12 protein-coding genes and 5 pseudogenes are annotated in these 15,442 nt (G+C 57.6%); 8 read left to right on the top strand and 9 right to left on the bottom strand.

What is annotated here, in order from left to right; all coding sequences use genetic code 11:
* Positions 1–6 precede the first annotated feature (6 nt).
* Positions 7–72, top strand: a pseudogene (locus tag EOB80_RS35935) (exopolysaccharide production repressor protein); the annotation flags it as partial.
* Between the two features lie 12 nt (positions 73–84).
* Here the strand turns inward: EOB80_RS35935 and EOB80_RS33430 are convergent.
* Positions 85–757: pseudogene (locus tag EOB80_RS33430) on the bottom strand (transposase); the annotation flags it as partial.
* A 26-nt stretch (positions 758–783) separates the two neighbouring features.
* On the opposite strand from EOB80_RS33430, the pseudogene EOB80_RS33425 reads away from it, so the two are divergent.
* Positions 784–897 (top strand): annotated as a pseudogene (locus EOB80_RS33425) (aminocyclopropane-1-carboxylate deaminase/D-cysteine desulfhydrase family protein); the annotation flags it as partial.
* 401 nt (positions 898–1,298) lie between these two features.
* Here EOB80_RS33425 and EOB80_RS33420 read toward each other — a convergent pair.
* Both EOB80_RS33420 and EOB80_RS33415 read right to left on the bottom strand, forming a co-directional pair.
* Positions 1,299–2,027, bottom strand: a complete 729-nt coding sequence (locus EOB80_RS33420; protein ID WP_126080609.1) for an SDR family oxidoreductase — start codon at positions 2,025–2,027, stop codon at positions 1,299–1,301.
* A 432-nt stretch (positions 2,028–2,459) separates the two neighbouring features.
* A complete protein-coding gene (locus EOB80_RS33415; protein WP_126080610.1) occupies positions 2,460–3,611 on the bottom strand; it encodes a TlpA disulfide reductase family protein in 1,152 nt (383 codons plus the stop codon).
* Between the two features lie 400 nt (positions 3,612–4,011).
* On the opposite strand from EOB80_RS33415, the pseudogene EOB80_RS34915 reads away from it, so the two are divergent.
* Both EOB80_RS34915 and EOB80_RS34700 read left to right on the top strand, forming a co-directional pair.
* Positions 4,012–4,454 (top strand): annotated as a pseudogene (locus tag EOB80_RS34915) (transposase); the annotation flags it as partial.
* Positions 4,449–4,839, top strand: a pseudogene (locus tag EOB80_RS34700) (ATP-binding protein); the annotation flags it as partial. The pseudogenes EOB80_RS34915 and EOB80_RS34700, both read left to right, overlap by 6 nt.
* A gap of 169 nt (positions 4,840–5,008) precedes the next feature.
* Here EOB80_RS34700 and EOB80_RS33405 read toward each other — a convergent pair.
* From EOB80_RS33405 to EOB80_RS33380, 6 genes are all read right to left on the bottom strand, one after another.
* A complete protein-coding gene (locus EOB80_RS33405) occupies positions 5,009–5,560 on the bottom strand; it encodes an SET domain-containing protein-lysine N-methyltransferase (RefSeq protein ID WP_126080611.1) in 552 nt (183 codons plus the stop codon).
* A 592-nt stretch (positions 5,561–6,152) separates the two neighbouring features.
* A complete protein-coding gene (locus tag EOB80_RS33400; protein WP_126080612.1) occupies positions 6,153–7,148 on the bottom strand; it encodes a 2-oxoglutarate and iron-dependent oxygenase domain-containing protein in 996 nt (331 codons plus the stop codon).
* A 161-nt stretch (positions 7,149–7,309) separates the two neighbouring features.
* Positions 7,310–8,017 (bottom strand): class I SAM-dependent methyltransferase, encoded by a 708-nt coding sequence (locus tag EOB80_RS33395; RefSeq protein WP_126080613.1) that lies wholly within the window; start codon positions 8,015–8,017, stop codon positions 7,310–7,312.
* A 702-nt stretch (positions 8,018–8,719) separates the two neighbouring features.
* Positions 8,720–9,751 carry a GlxA family transcriptional regulator gene (locus tag EOB80_RS33390; RefSeq protein WP_164762826.1) on the bottom strand — a complete coding sequence of 344 codons (1,032 nt, stop codon included), beginning with the start codon at positions 9,749–9,751 and terminating at the stop codon, positions 8,720–8,722.
* A gap of 84 nt (positions 9,752–9,835) precedes the next feature.
* Positions 9,836–10,528 (bottom strand): B12-binding domain-containing protein, encoded by a 693-nt coding sequence (locus tag EOB80_RS33385; RefSeq protein ID WP_126080615.1) that lies wholly within the window; start codon positions 10,526–10,528, stop codon positions 9,836–9,838.
* A gap of 381 nt (positions 10,529–10,909) precedes the next feature.
* Positions 10,910–11,818, bottom strand: a complete 909-nt coding sequence (locus tag EOB80_RS33380) for a LysR substrate-binding domain-containing protein (RefSeq protein ID WP_126080616.1) — start codon at positions 11,816–11,818, stop codon at positions 10,910–10,912.
* A gap of 240 nt (positions 11,819–12,058) precedes the next feature.
* On the opposite strand from EOB80_RS33380, the gene EOB80_RS33375 reads away from it, so the two are divergent.
* The 4 genes from EOB80_RS33375 to EOB80_RS33355 all read left to right on the top strand — a co-directional run.
* Positions 12,059–13,303, top strand: a complete 1,245-nt coding sequence (locus EOB80_RS33375; RefSeq protein ID WP_245459658.1) for an FAD-binding oxidoreductase — start codon at positions 12,059–12,061, stop codon at positions 13,301–13,303.
* 17 nt (positions 13,304–13,320) lie between these two features.
* Positions 13,321–14,202, top strand: coding sequence for a dihydrodipicolinate synthase family protein (locus EOB80_RS33370; protein ID WP_126080618.1), 882 nt, complete (start codon positions 13,321–13,323; stop codon positions 14,200–14,202).
* Between the two features lie 26 nt (positions 14,203–14,228).
* The gene (locus EOB80_RS33365) at positions 14,229–14,843 is read left to right on the top strand and encodes a short chain dehydrogenase (protein ID WP_126080619.1); all 615 of its coding nucleotides are present in this window, start codon (positions 14,229–14,231) and stop codon (positions 14,841–14,843) included.
* 369 nt (positions 14,844–15,212) lie between these two features.
* The coding region (locus EOB80_RS33355; RefSeq protein ID WP_164762825.1) for an FAD-binding oxidoreductase at positions 15,213–15,442 on the top strand (230 nt) is incomplete at its 3' end.

Genomic DNA, 15,442 nt, shown 5'->3' with positions numbered 1-15,442 from the left:
CTCCGTGTGGCAGTCGTCACGACGCTGGCCTGTTCGCTGCTGCTTCAGGCCGGCTACTTCGGCCGCGTGCTCTTTCTGAGCTGGTCATGCGGCTTGGCGCAAAGCAAGCTTCTTGTGCTCGCGCAGGTCATCCATGTTGATGTAGCGGTTGGCCTCCATCCAGTTTTCGTTGGTTTCGACGGCCAGCGCCCTGACCAGGCGCAGGCAGCTTTCGGCGTTCGGGAAGATGCGCACGACATAGGTGCGCCGGCGGATTTCCTCGTTGAGGCGTTCCAGCATGTTGGTGGACTTCAGGTGCTTGTGGTGCTGGCGCGGCAGGCAAAAGAAGGTCAGCGTGCATTCGATGGTCTCCTCTCCCCAGCTCGTCAGTCGCGGATAGCGGCCCGACCATTTGGCAAGCCATGCGGCGAGATCGGCCTTGGCCTCGGCGAGATCGCGCGGTCGTAGAGCCAGCGCAACTCCTGCAGGCAATCATCGCCACGATTTCTCGGCAGGTGATCGAGCGCGTTCCTGAGGCACGTAGCAGCGCTGCCAGGCGGGCTTCGGGGATCACCCCGCCGATCGCCGCCACCAGGCTGGCATGATCGTCGGACACGACCAGTTCGACGCCCCTGAGCCCGCGCGCCTTCAGCGCGACGAGGAAATCCCTCCAGGCCGAGCGGCTTTCGCGATTAGCCATCTCGACGGCCAAGATCTGGCGCCGGCCGTCCCAATCGATGCCGACAGCGATCAGCACCGCCTGGCTCATGACGACGCCGCCCGACGCGATCGCGCCAGATGCCCGATACGCTCGTCACAACCGGTGGCGTGCAGTCCAACCATACGCGCATGGTCGCTGCGGTCGCCGCCAAGACCGGCATGAGATGCCTCCTGGTCCAGGAGAGCTGGGTCCCACATGGACATCCGCGCCTGGTTCAGCCCTAGCGGTGAAGGCATGGCAGCAAGCTCAGCGCCGCTAAACAACAAATCGCCAAGGCATGCGAACATTGCATGCTCTCTCGCTCGAACACGCCGCGGCGGGGGCGCTCGTCTCCACGTAGAAGGACCAGATTTGCCATCGAGCCTTCTCCTGTTCACGGCAAATTTCACCCTAAATGCACCGCCGCCTCGGAGATTGGCCCCAGCAGATGTCCGTAGGCAATCATTCTCTGACGTTGCCGAGCGGCGGAACTGGGCGCCATATTCCTTTACCATCAGACGGACCCGGTTCTCGACGTCGCGGCTGATAGCGACAAGGCAGGTGCCAGCGGGAGGATGGCGTTCCAGCGGCCCGCCCCAGTTCGAAATACGACTAACCGTCACGGAAGACTTAACTTGGCAGTTCGGCCACCGTCTACGACAAAAATCTGGCCGGTGACGAATGCAGCTTCGTCGGAGGCAATCCATGCGACCATGGCGGCAACTTCCTCAACGCGGCCTGTTCGGCCCAACGGATGAATGGTACCAAGCCGTTCCAGTGCCTTCTCGGGCAAAGCGGCGACGAAATCGACATTGAGATCCGTATCGATCCAACCAGGCGCTACGCCATTGCAGCGCACCCCGTCTTGCCCGCCGTCCACCGCTACGGCGCGTGTAAGGCCATGCAGCCCAGCCTTCGAGGCACAATATGCCGCGTGCCCTGGGTTAGAGGCCAATCCCTCTATCGAGCCAACATTGACGATTGAGCCACGGCTTCTGCGAAGATGAGGCATGGCGCGACGGATCAGCAGGAAAGGAGCATCAAGATTCAGCGCCATTGTGCGTCGCCACTCGTCAAGCCCGGTATCATCTACCCTTGCTTCAACCATGCACCCAGCGTTGTTGACCAGGATATCGAGGCGGCCAGCCTGTCGAACGACATGGTCAATTACCATGTTCGGAACGCCGGGGTCGCAAAGGTCCGCGACTATCCCTTCTCTATGACCGGTCGCCTCGAGCTGAACCGCAAATACTCTGGCCCCGTCGCTGGCAAGTCTGTCGGCGATTGCCGCCCCAATGCCGCGGCTAGCCCCGGTCACTAAGGCGACCTTCCCCATAAAACGCTTCATTCGGCTGCCCTTTCGCCATTCACCGTTACAAGCATGCCGACGCGAGACGCACGCGCAGGCCGGTTTAATCCGGACACCTTCTCCCGCGTGGTCAAGGCCTACTCCACCCCGTCGGCGATGCGACCATTAAGCGGCCGCAAGATGAATAGGCGTCTCTGACTCCGAAGGCCCAACCTGATGGCCGTGCGCGACGCACGAGCCCGGTCCGGCGCCGCGATTCGTTGCTCTTAGTCGATTTGAACTGAAATGCGAGCATCTGCGCTGACGCTTCTTTCTTCGTTAGGTGCCCGGGCTTTGTCCCATACCACCATGATTTCATGGGTTTCAAAGGCATCCTCAGAACATGTTTAGTAACACCCTGTATATTGATGCCAATTCAGCTGCGATGGACCCATATGCCTGAACGAATTGGCCCGTAAGCCCTTCTTGCTATCAAACCCTTTTATGCTTTCTCCTCGGCCCGCCCTGCGATCGTGCCTTCAGGACATTGCTTTGCGGAGCCGCACAGAGGGCGCCGTAATAAACCTCCTCACCCTTGTAGTTGGCTAAGGCCTGCAGCAAGTTCGGTAGAAGGTGTTGTTTCAGCTCGTCCAGCATAGGGTCCGCACTGTCCAGCGATTTCAGTGCGAACTCGATTAGCTCAATCGCACGATCTTGGTTGCCGCTCTCGTGATAGTATCGAGCCACCGCCGGATAAGTCCGGAACTTGTGGCCGTCGCCTTGGAGTGGATTGCGTGCCAGGATATGCTCGGCCAACTCTTTGCCGAGCGCGAAGCGCTCATGAGACGGAAAGTGCGAGTGGTCGTGCGCCGGACCGAAAAGTTGGTCTAATGTTGCCAGCAGCCAATGCTCGGAGTTCCTTTCGATCGCGTCGCGAGCCAATTGGCGTATGACAGGCAACCCGGCCGGCATGTCTTGCATTCTGTGAAGCAATACATGCGCCTGAGCCAAGCGGAAGTTGATGTCGTCGGGCATCAAGGCGCTGCCCTCTTCGACTGCTGAGAGTGCCGTCTCCCAGTCCTCTTTTCTCACTGCGGCCCAAAATCTCCTATTAATTGACTTGGTCAACGCTTGTTCGCGCTCGGCGATCCGCTTCGAGTCGACTTTCGATGCGTCGCTGGTGCGCCAGCGGCCGTTGAGCACTCTCGCCAAGACCTCGTTAAGTCGAGTAGCGTGACCGATATAGGCGATACGACCGTCTGCATCGATTACAAACAAGATCGGAAATTCGCCAGAAAAGCTTGCTTCCATCCAACGCTTTTTCATTTGGCCCGTATGGTCGAACGCGATCGGAAAATTCAGGTTCGAGCACTTTTCGGTCAACCACGCGTCCAGCTTGACCCGCGCCTCAACCGTCGATAGCGCGCCTTCATGAGCCGCGACCACGATGACCTCGAGCCCACTGTGCTTGAACCTTTCCTGCATCTGCATCAGATGGTGCATCGCCGCCGCACATGGTTCACTCCCAGTTGCCCAAAATTCGACGACGTATACTTTGCCGGGCTGGAAATGTGCGATGGGCTCGCCGCGCACCCAAGTCTCCACATTGATCGAAGGAGCCGGCGACCCCATCTGCAAAACCATATTGCTCTCCAACGCCATCCCAAAGCTGCGCGGCTTTATGGCAAGCTGTTCCCTGAGAGACGGTGCACCGAGTCGACTGAAAGGAGGCCTCTATCGTCAGGCGGGCTTCGATGCAGTCAGCCGTCAATCAGTTTTGCCGCATTTCAACCAGCAAAGGCCGTGCCAGCGCGCTGAACGCCCGCTGACGGCATTAATTTACCTTTGAAAACATCCATGTGTAATGATGCGGACATTTTTGTCAGGTGTTTGTTTCGAATCCGCCATTTTGTCAGTTGCTGTCGGTCTGGGCGTTTAGAGTCCTCGCGCCAGACTGCGATGGGGCAGCAGCACCTGAATACAGACCTGCCACTGAGAATTTCCTCCATCTGAGACTAGAGTCAGGGTCCTTGATTACGGACTGATGAAGACAAAGCGATTTACGGAAGAGCAGATCATCGCGGTTATGCGCGAGCATGAAGAGGGTGCGAAGGCTGGCGATCTTGCCCGCAAGCACGGGATCTCCGAGGCGACGCTGTATAGCTGGAAGGCCAAGTATGGCGGGATGGACGTCTCCGACGCCAAGCGCCTGAGGCCTTGGAAGACGAGAACGCCAAGCTAAAGAAGCTGCTCGCCGACGCTCGAAGCCTCGGCAGTGCGCGAGCTTCTGTCGAAAAAAGTTAGGACCCGCCGCCAAGCGCGAATCCGTAGCGCATCTGCAGGCCGTCATGGGCCTATCGGAGCGTCGGGCCTGTCCTTCGTCGGCGCCGATCGCAAGATGATTGATACCAGTCTGGCCGACCGCCAGAGACACAGCTGCGTGGTCGGCTGCGCGACCTCACGCACGAGCGTCGACGCTTCGGTTACCTGCCCGTCGTCCACGGTGGCGGCAATCTGTTCTTCCAACTCGCAAACGCCCGCTACGAGAAGGGCGCAATGATTGTTACCTCAAATCGCGGCTTCGCCGAATGGGGCGAGGTCTTCGGCGACCCTCGTCGCAACCGCACTTCTCGATCGCCTGCTTCACCATGCGGTCGTCGTCCAGATCGAAGGATCGAGTTATCGGCTCCGCCAGCACGCCGAGCTCATGCCAGAACACTTGCGATCAAAAGCCTCCATCACATTGCCGACATTAAATTCACCATCGCGACCGCGCGGCCGGCCACCGAAAAATGGACACCCCCACCGGGACAGCCTGAGCGGCGAAACTGGGGAATTTTACTTCGGCACTTTTGGGGACGAGTGGCATTGACAGGTGACGCGCAGGGGATTGCACAGATTGTGCGCACACGTTGGTTCAAGGCAGTTCATCTGAAGTCCGCTACTGGCCAGAGGCCGCGCACGCTCACCGCGGCGCGCAACACTGTCAGGGCGGCACTGCCAACGAGCAGGTCATCCGACGCATGTTGCGTTCCCTGGGGCTAAGCAACCCTATCTCTCTCTTGGAAGGTGCCTTGGGTTTTCTTGAGGTACGGTGCGTAAAAACCCGATACGAGCAGAGGATGATCGCGAGGCAATGTGGAGAAGCCTCCGGCTGAGCCTCGGCAATTTCTAGACGAACAAAGACATACCGATACCCCAATGCACTCGAATTCCGATGTAGCGTAGTTCCACGTCACTTCGGCGCCAGAAGAGATATGCTGAATGGCGACGAAGTCGTAGGCCCCGAAGCGATTGGGCACAATCGCTAAGTTTGGATCACAACAATGATTCACAATGACAGCCGGCTTATGAAAGAGAGCATGGACATTCCAGTCCAGTTGAAAGGAGTTTGTCGTTCGAACCGTTTCCATACGGTCAATTAGCCCGATGACGACAATTTCCCCCGGCAGGAAGTCGCGAGCAGCGAATACCCCGCGCCCCCTTTCTCCTCCCGTGCTGAGGATTTTTACGTTGCGGGCATTGAGCTGCTTTGCGCACGCGACGTCATCCGTCAAAATAGACAGATCTTGGTTTATGTGAGTATCAGACATACTGTTTCTTTCGCCTGCTCGATTGAGGGATGAGTACTTTTCGCCAGAGGTCGCTTGGAATTTCGCTGTTTTCGGAACGTCCTCCTAAAATCCCGATGGTTCCAAGTAATTTACGAAGTTGGGGGCTTGTCCATGTTTTGCGCCTTAGGTCCCAGTCAGCGGCGCCTACTGTCTCTCCCAGGAAACACTCAAAAATCGTGCCGATTCACCCGCCCGGCAGCCGAGGATTTTGATTTCTCTCGGCTATTTGACTGAGGCTAACGAAGAGATTGCCTATCACGCGTGTGTAGCGAATCCGACAGACCAGCAGGCGAAGTGGTGACAACGCGTCTGCAAGCGAGCAGTTTATCCTGCTGCGGATGGTGCGCGTGACACGCCAGCCGGGGGTCCAGGTCTCGAAAGCGTTAGCATACCGCAGGAAGTGGCTGCAAAACCCCTGTTGCCGCCAGATGCCGCGCACATTGAGTTTCAAAGGCGCGGTCAAGGGACTAATGCGTGACAATACTGTCCCACCTATGGCGTTTTCTGAGTTCGACTGGGCCGCTTCGACCCCGCAGTGTATTGTCACGCGAGTAGGCGGCGGCCCGCTCTCTCATGCTTTGGCCAAATGAGCATAACTTGCTGCGAAACGCCCGAGTTTGTGTTCGCCGCAAGTCACCGGCCGGTAGCGCAGAGGGTTGCTGTCAGTGACACATGAGGCCAATGGCTCAATGATCGCATCGAAATCAGCATCGATAAAGAAGGGGATTGAGTATCGCTCACGCCCTGAGCTATTCACTACGCGATGTAGGTTGGCCAGATAGACACCGTTGGTGAGCCGCTGAAGCAGGTCCCCGACGTTGATTATGAAAGTACCGTGGATCGGCGTGCCTTGTACCCAATCGCCGTCTCGGTTCATGACCTGAAGACCGCCGACGTCGTCCTGTGCAAGGATGGTCAAATTGCCGTAGTCGGTGTGGGCGCCGATTCCGATCATGTCTTCGCTGATATAACCACTCTGCGGCGGGTAGTGAAGCAGCCGCTGAATGCTGATCGGGTTCCGCATGAGGTCCTCGAAATAGCTTTCCGCCAGGTCCAGACTGAGCGCAATTCCCTGCAAAAGTTTTTTCGATAGGCCCACCATCTCTTGATGGTATCTGTATGTCAGCTCCCGAAACTCGGGCCAACCTGAGGGCCACTGGTTAGGACCAAAAAAGGGACCTTCTAAGGTCGAACGTTCAGGTCCGAAGTCGAAGCACTCCTTGAGGTCTTTGGTCTTGCCCGGATCGGTGTTCTCGCCGAACAGCTCAATGTAACCGCGAAAGGCCGAATCGGAATTGCCAATATGCAGTGACGACTTCTGCGACAATGGCAAATTAAAAAACCTGCGGCTCACATCAAACACCGATTGTATGAAATCCTGCGGGACTCCGTGGTTCTTCACATACATGAATCCAGTATTGGAAAGCGCCCACCGTATCTCCCTGGCCACCACCTGTTTGTTCGTACCGTTGAGGAGCGGTCCGATGTCGACCACCGGTATTTTGTCAAAGCTTTCGCGTTTTGCGCGCAGCTTATCGTCTAGTCTGGCTACTAAACCTTTGGACATTAGTACACCTTTGTTTTGCCGATTGAAGCCGACGCATAGCTGCCGGCCATTTGGATTTATCGTGACGCGAAGTAGTACTGAAACGCGCCACCGTGCTGGAAATACCCCTACTCGTCTTTAGGTCATCCACAACAGGGTTTCGCTCCCGAGGCAGAGCATGATCACAACCCCTGTCGCTCTGCCGCGCTGACCTTCTCGGGCACTTGAAAGACCCAATAGTCCGCACGCTCCTCGGCCACGTATCTGCCGTTGCTTAGACACTGCGCCAGTAAAAGAACGCCCTCATCCTGCAGACGCCGCGCTTCGTCCTCGAAGAATGCGGCCTCGGCGTAGCTCTTGCGGATGCTTGTGATGATGAATCCTTTCGGGCGCGTGACGCGAGCCAGCTCGCGCAGCCCGTCTGGTCTAACGTGCCCAAGTGTAAAGACACCGCAGCAAACCGTGATATCATAGCCCGCGTCGGCGTACTCAGAGAGTACTCCGTTAAGGTCGACACAGTCTTGGACATGACGGTAGACTCGGGTTTGCCGCGCCTTTTCGGCCATCTCTTTGGAAAGATCGAACCCATCGATCAGCCCGAAGCCGAGGCGTTCCAGTTGCACGCCGACAAGGCCTGTTCCGCAGCCAGCATCCAGGATTGTGATGGCAGTTCGCTCGCTGCTCAAATAGGCTGCCTGCACGGTGCCCGCTAGTTCCGCCACGATCATCGGGCCGTAGTACCCCTCGGAGCCAACATCCACATCGTAGGCCCCAGCCCATCCCCGATAGAATTGGGTTAGGCGATCGGCGTCGCCCTCGAGTACGAGGGCGTCCCTGATGCGCTGTCGTGCGACTTGTTCCAGTGTCGTCTGCTGATCGACGGTATTCATGGCAACTCCTCTGATAGGCATAATCGGAAGCGGCTATTCGGCTCCTGATGCCAACTCTCAAATGTGAGAATCAAAGCTCGTGCCAATTGGCCAAAAGCCCGAAGAAAAGCAATTTTGATGAATTCTGCTATCAGGCTGAGGCACAACAACACAACATTGCTCCAACGAAGCCTGTCCGCAAACAACAAAGCCGACAAAGTGTCGGGTTGTGAACTTGCGACCCAGCGTACAGCACTGCCCGCGAACTCATGAAAATCCCGCGCGCCTCCTACGTTGTCAGCTCTATCAATTCCAGTGGCCTGCTATGTGGTGGGTCCGGAATGAGCTGGTACGGGTTGATCAGCCCGGTGCTCGATTGCCATTGGCAATGCAGATGCGGTCGAAGATTTGCGGCCGAAGGAGGCGTCCGCTGGGACTATCGCCGTTTTGGGGCAGGTCAGGATTGCCCTGGCGCTGGAGTCAGTGATGAGGCGCTAAGCTGGGCTTTGGATGGTGTCCTCTCGGACAGCCCAGGACGTCATCCAGCGGCAGACGACGATGGCTTCTTCGGTCGACGTCAGGCACGGTGCTCTTCGACGCCTCGGCTCCCATCGGAGCATCGGCCCGATCGCGTTGAGCGCGAAAGCCAGGCTGCCGAGGTGCTTGCCAATTGATGGCACGTGGGTTTTGCGGGGCTCGTAAGGGGGCGTCACCGAGTATGGGTCAGCCGCGACAGGTACTGGGGTTGGCGCCGAAGGCTTCGCGGAAGCACTTCGAAAAATGTGAGGCCGACACGAAACCACAGGCGACCGCGATCTCAATAATCGGCAACTCTGTTTGTGCAATGAGACGCTTCGCGCGGCTAAGTCTCAAATGCAGGTAAAAGCGCATGGGAGACAACGAAACCGATCGCTGGAAGAGCCGTTCAATCTGACGCTGTGAGCGGCCGACACATCTTGCGATGTCGCGTAAGGGCAGCGGGTCCTCAATATGCTCCTCCATAATGCGAATCACTTCGGCGACCGGCTTGCAGATGCCGGCTTCGCCGCCATTCATGGTCCATTGTCTATCAGAGGCAGGGCGCCAATACCCGGCAGTCGTATGTCGGCAGACGGTCAACGCAATGTCTCTGCCGAGGCGTTCGCTGATCAGCTCCATAACGAGGTCGAACGACGCAAATTCTCCTGCGCAAGTGAGGAGGTGACTATCACGAACGAATAGCCGGTCAGTGACCTGAAGCCGGCCAAATTTTTCAGAGAAAGCGGCTCTCTTGTCCCAATGGATTGTGCACGCGGTGCCGTCCAGCAACCCGCTGTCCGCCAACAGCCATGTCGCCGTACCCAACGCTGTGATTGGAACACCATGCCGCTTGCAAAGCCGAAGAATCTTGCTGAGAGCAGCAGACGTCTGCCTTTCGACCCGTTCGCCTGCACAGACAATGACCATGTTCGTACCTTTGCCAGCCGGAACGCATTCGCCGGTGCTAGCGAAGTCGCTGCCGACCGACAGGACGAACCCGCTGGCGCATTCAACCGGCTGGCCATCCAGGCTTGCAATCGTCCACTCGAAGAATGATCGACCGGACACAGAATTCGCGATGCGAAGGGGATCTACAAATGACGAAAGGCTGAGTAGCGAAAATCCGGGAAGTGCCAGGATAACCAGTCGGTATACGTCCTGCGTGTCGATCACCTGCCGGCTGGGGTTCCATCCCACGATCCGCGAATGATCTCCTGTTGAAAATGGCGCATTCATAAGGTCATACATCCTGGTTGATGGTGATCAACATCGAGCGGCCGCAAACGACACCGGCGCCTTCAGGGTTGGCACCGCAGCCATTCAACTACGGGTGTTATGCTTGCGCTTCATGAAGTCCTTGGCGGTCTCGACAGCCACCGCCGCGTCGCGGCAATAGGCATCGGCGCCGACGGCCTTGCCGAATTCCTCGTTCAGCGGCGCACCGCCGACCAGCACGACATAGTCGTCGCGAATGCCCTTTTCCTTCATCGTGTCGATGACGACCTTCATGTAGGGCATGGTGGTGGTCAGCAGCGCCGACATGCCGACAATATCAGGTTTATGCTCTTCAATCGCCGCCATATACTTCTCGACCGCATTGTTGATGCCGAGGTCGATGACGTCGAAGCCGGCGCCTTCCATCATCATGCCGACGAGGTTCTTGCCAATGTCGTGGATGTCGCCCTTGACGGTGCCGATCACCATCTTGCCCTGCTTTGGCGCGCCGGTGGCGATAAGCAGCGGGCGCAGGATGAACATGCCGGCCTTCATCGCATTGGCCGACAGCAGCACTTCCGGAACAAACAGGATACCGTCGCGAAAATCCTCGCCGACGATGCGCATGCCTTCGACCAGCGCCTCGGTGAGCACCTTGTAGGGCGCCCAGCCGCGCTCCAGCAGGATGGCCGTGCCTTCCTCAATTTCTTCCTTCAGCCCGTCATAAAGGTCGTCGTGCATCTGCTGCACGAGTTCCTCGTCGGACAGCTCGGAAAGGATGATCTCTTCGTCAGCCATGTTGGTTCACCTGATGCTCAATTCAAAGGAGGTCGGCGCCCCATCTCGATGGGGCACCGATCAGGCTTCCGGTTCGAAGCCTTGGGAGTTGATTTTCAGGCTGCCAGCCACTATTCCCGCAGGTGAATCTGGGAACCGGAAGACTGGCCTGTGCGGCGCCGGATTGCGGGAATATCAGTGTCCATCATCGCGTCACCCTCAGCGGAATGACCCGCATCCCGCGTCAAACATCAGTGGCCCGGCCGTCCAATAGGGGCGGACCCTAGCTTAATCTCGCGCTGATGATAGGCGCCGGCAATTGTCCTGAGAATGCGCAAAAGCTTTCGCTTGTCTTAAATCCAGTTTATATCCAGAGGCGGATAGGGTGAGGGGCAATTCAGGTCACGGGCGGAGTTCTTCAGACTGGACGAGAAACCAGTCAACCAAAATCTTGCATCTCTTGTTCTTGCTGGCATCCTCGCTGGCCAACAGAAAGAAGGCCCTGTCGGTCTGGATTTGGGTTGGCAATGGCTTGACCAGGAGGCGGTTGTCGAGCAACTGCTGGGCGGTAAGGGACCACCCCAATGCTATTCCTTCACCAGCCAGAGCCGCTTGAAGCGTTAGCTGGTAGTCATTGAACACGATATTGGGCTTGATGTCGCTGGCATCGCCGCCTGCCAACTCGACCCATTCGGGCCAATCCAGGCGCTTGCGAAAAGCATCGGACGAATGAATCAGTTGATGGTGGATCAGATCTTCGACGGCTTGGGGAGCGGGGTGCGACAGAAGATATGCCGGTGAGCAGACGGGAAAGATGATCTCGTCGCAAACGAACCAGCTGTTGGCCCTTTCAAAATTCCGGGGCCGCACCCAAACCGTCACGTCGATCTCATGATCTGGCTCGACATCGCGGTCGGTGGCGACCACCTTGATCCTGACGTCCGGATGCTCTTCCTGGAAATGATAGAGTTGAGGCGCGAGCCAATGTGCCGCCAGAGATGTCGAAGCTGCGAAAGTTATGTACTTCGTTCCGCGATCAGTGATGGTCTCAAGCCGCTGTTCCAGACGGCGGAAGCTGTTGCGCACCTCATCGTAGAGCTGCCTGCCGGGCTCGGTCAGCTGCACTCCCCGATTGTCTCGGACAAAGAGTGCCGTCCCGCAATGCTTTTCGAACATTTTGATCGAATGCGAGATACTTGGCTGCGTCACGTTGAGTTCGCTGGCCGCGTTCTTGAAACTCAGCGTTCGGGCCGCCGCTTCGAAGACGAAAAGCGAATGCGTCGATGGGACAAGATTGCGAAGCTTGGACATGAAGCAGGTCTATATCAGACCGCATATTTTCCGTCTACGAGACGAACGACACATCGTTTATTCGAAACAGGAACAAGCCAGAGCGAGCGGTGCACTACCCACCGGCCGCCTTCACCGAGCGAGTTGGCAGTGAACTCTTTGAATCAAACAAAGACAAGAGAGCGTATTGTCGTCCAAGCACCGCATCCGGAGCCAACAGTCTCAGGGTGGTACCGCACGTCGGGACCGGAGCTACCCTTAGTGCCGCAGCAAGGCGATGTCACATGCGATTGCCTGGTCATTGGCGGCGGCTGGATGGGGCTTCACGCGGCCCGCCGATTTGCCGAACTCAACCCCCAGTCTTCGGTAATCCTCGTCGACGCCGGACGTATCGGGGACAATGCATCGGGGCGGTGCATGGGCTTCGTCATCGATCTCGCGCACAATCCCCGAAAACGCGACTTCGTTGAAGACATTAGGGGAAACAAGGAAGAGCTGTACGTCAACCTTGAGGGCATCGCCTACATTCGAACCGCCGTCGAGGAGCATGGGGTAGACTGTGATTGGGACCCGCAGGGGAAATACCACAGCGCGGCCACGTCTCACGGCGTTGCCGATCTACACCGCTTTTCGGAGGCGCTCGATAAGCTTGGACAGAAGTACAGCTGGGTTGAAGCCCCTGAAATTCAGTCGATCACCGGCAGTAAGCACTACGTCAAAGCTTTGCATCACCCTGGCACGATTCTGGTCCAGCCTGCGAAGTATCTCAAGAACGCCGTAAACAGCCTCCCCGAGAACGTTACCATCCATGAAAACACCGCCATTGTGGCGGTCCAGTTCGGTGCGCCGAAGCACATCTGCGAGACGCCTGCTGGAACAATCAGGGCTTCGAAGGTCATCATCTGCGCATCGGGTTATCTGACGAGATTTGGCTTCTTCGAAAACCGAGCCATACCACTCTACACGTTCGCGAGCATGACCAGACAGCTCACTGAGAGCGAGCTTTCCAACGTGGGCAACAAGCGAACATATGGGCTTATTCCGGCCGATAGCTTTGGGACGACGGTGCGACGTACTATAGACAACCGTCTTTTCCTTAGAAACGTTTACTCGTATGCGACTAATTTCAAAACAACCAAACAAGATGTCCTTAGGGCGCGGACCCAGCAGCAGGTAGCATTTGACCGCCGATGGCCCGGGCTTTCGTCAATCGGCTTTGAGGCCAGCTGGGGTGGTCTGCTTACGCTCGCGCAAAATGGCGGCATGGTCTTCGGCGAGTTGGCGCACGACGTCTATGGTGCCGCCTTCTGTAATGGAACCGGCGTCGCTCGAGGGGCTGCCTTTGGCAAGGCTGTCGCCGAACTGGCCACGGGGCAATCTTCGGCTGTGATCGATATCCTGAAGACGCGGGCCGCTCCGAGCAGGACTTATCCGAGACTTGTCACATCAATGGGCGTCCGGTTCGTGACCGCTCTTCGTTTCAGGCAGGCAGGCGCGGAAGTCTAGCAATAAGAGGAACGGCAATGGCGGACCTGAAGGGCATCAATCTTGCAATGCAGACACCGTTCGAACCTACCGGTGCGATCGATTACGGCCTCTTCGAAGAGTTGATCGAAAAATACGTATCGGCGGGAGTTCACGGCTTGGTTCTTGGGGCAGGTACAGGCCAGCACCCTTACCTGACCGAGTCCGAATGCAATCGGCTCTACGAGCTCGGGGCGAAGCGCATCGCAGGACGCTGCAACGTTGTCTGCCAGACCTCGGCCCTGAATATGGACGAAGTCATACGGCGGTCACAGCAAGCTGAATCGGTCGGCGCGGACGCGCTGATGATTTTGCCGCCGTATCTCGAAGGTCCGTCAGACGAGGATGGAATTTTCAATTTCTACAGGGAAATCGACGCGGCGGTTGGCGTGGATATTGTGGGCTACAACATCCCGCAGGCTACCGGGATCGCGGTTTCGCCACGCCTTTTTGATCGACTGAGCGGTCTCAAGCATTTCAATTACATCAAAGATAGTGCCGGCGACTTCACCGTGCATCAGGAGTATCTGCAGACGGGAGGCAAGGTGCTAAATGGTTGCGATACAACAACCCTCTATGCGCTGATGGCAGGCGCGCGCGGTGTTATCTGGGGCGCAGCAAACTACATGCCTCTTGAGGCTGTCGAATTGTACAACCTTGTGGCAGCGAAGGATTTGGAGAGGGCTCTGGCACTTTGGCAGCGGATGCTGCCCTCGTTGCTTTTTATCTGGCGGGCACCATATACGCCTTCTGTTCTGAGAGCCGCGCAACTGCGCGGCCTCGGAACCGGGAATGTCCGCAAGCCATTGGCAAAACTCTCGGCGGACCAGGACATGGCGCTTCGCGCCGCACTTGCCCCGCTGTTTGAGGTCGCCTCCTAGCCGTCAGGATATCCAGGGGAGTCCCTATGCGAATTGTCCTGGTTGGTTCGACTGGGATTGTCGGGTCGGCCGTAGCGGCCGAACTTGGCAAGCGGCACAACATTATAGGAGTCGGGCGAACTAGCGGCTTATTCAACGTCGACATCGCCGAGCCGAACTCTATCGACCAATTATTCGACAAGATCGGTGCATTTGACGCGTTGATCTGCACAGCAGGGGCCGTGCACTACGCCCCGCTGAACCAATTCACGAATGAACAGTTCGAAATCGGGCTGCGCAGTAAGTTGATGGGGCAGGTCAATCTCGTAGCGAAGGGTCTCAAGCGTATCCGCGACCACGGATCATTTACCTTGACCTCGGGTCTAACCAACGAAGATCCCATCCGGCAGGGAAGCTCGTCCGCCCTGGTCAATGGCGCGTTAGACGGTTTTGTACGCAGCGCGGCAATCGAGCTTGGGCGGGGGCTGCGGATCAATCTGGTCAGTCCGACTCTCGTACAGGAGTCGGTTCAGCTCTACGGCGACTTCTTTCCTGGCACCGCGGCGGTGCCGGCGAGCGAGGTGGCGCTCGGCTACGTCAAGAGCGCAGAGGGCAGTCAAACGGGTCGAGTTTATCGCATGGGTTGGGTCAGAGACGCCTAATCTGACCAACAATGAACGTCGCGCTAACGGAGGACAAGCATGCCCAGGCAACTCTGCATCGGAGGTAGGTGGGAACTCGGTGGTAGAGCGGCCCAATTTCGATGTGACAAACCCTGCGCATCGTTCTGCGGAGGGGGCATCAACTTGTGGATGTCGCTCCATGAATAGGCAGCGGGTGGTCGGCTTAGAAAATGCCCATCAAGGCGCACTATCGTCGTTGCAGGCGACAGGTGAATGTGACGCAGGGCGCCACTTCACCCCCGTGCCAGAAGGCCATATCCGCATCAGCCTCTGCCAGCCCGAACCTATGCTGCAAGAAGCAGCGCTCCGGCTGCGCCGTTTCGCTTCCAGCTACCGCCGCGAGGCCGCATGACCGCCAAAGCCATTCCCGCCAAAGCAAGAGCGGTCATCATCGGTGGCGGCGTTTCCGGCTGCTCCGTCGCCTATCACCTGGCCAAACTCGGCTGGACCGACATCGTGCTTCTGGAGCGCAAGCAGCTGACGTCAGGCACGACATGGCATGCCGCCGGCCTGATCGGCCAGTTGCGCGGCTCGCAGAACATGACCCGGCTGGCGAAATATTCCGCCGACCTCTACGT

Source organism: Mesorhizobium sp. M7A.F.Ca.MR.245.00.0.0, from assembly GCF_003997415.1.
Taxonomy (GTDB): Bacteria; Pseudomonadota; Alphaproteobacteria; order Rhizobiales; family Rhizobiaceae; genus Mesorhizobium.
The sequence above is the reverse complement of the archived record's forward strand: the minus strand, read 5'-3'. Positions and strand labels throughout refer to the sequence as shown.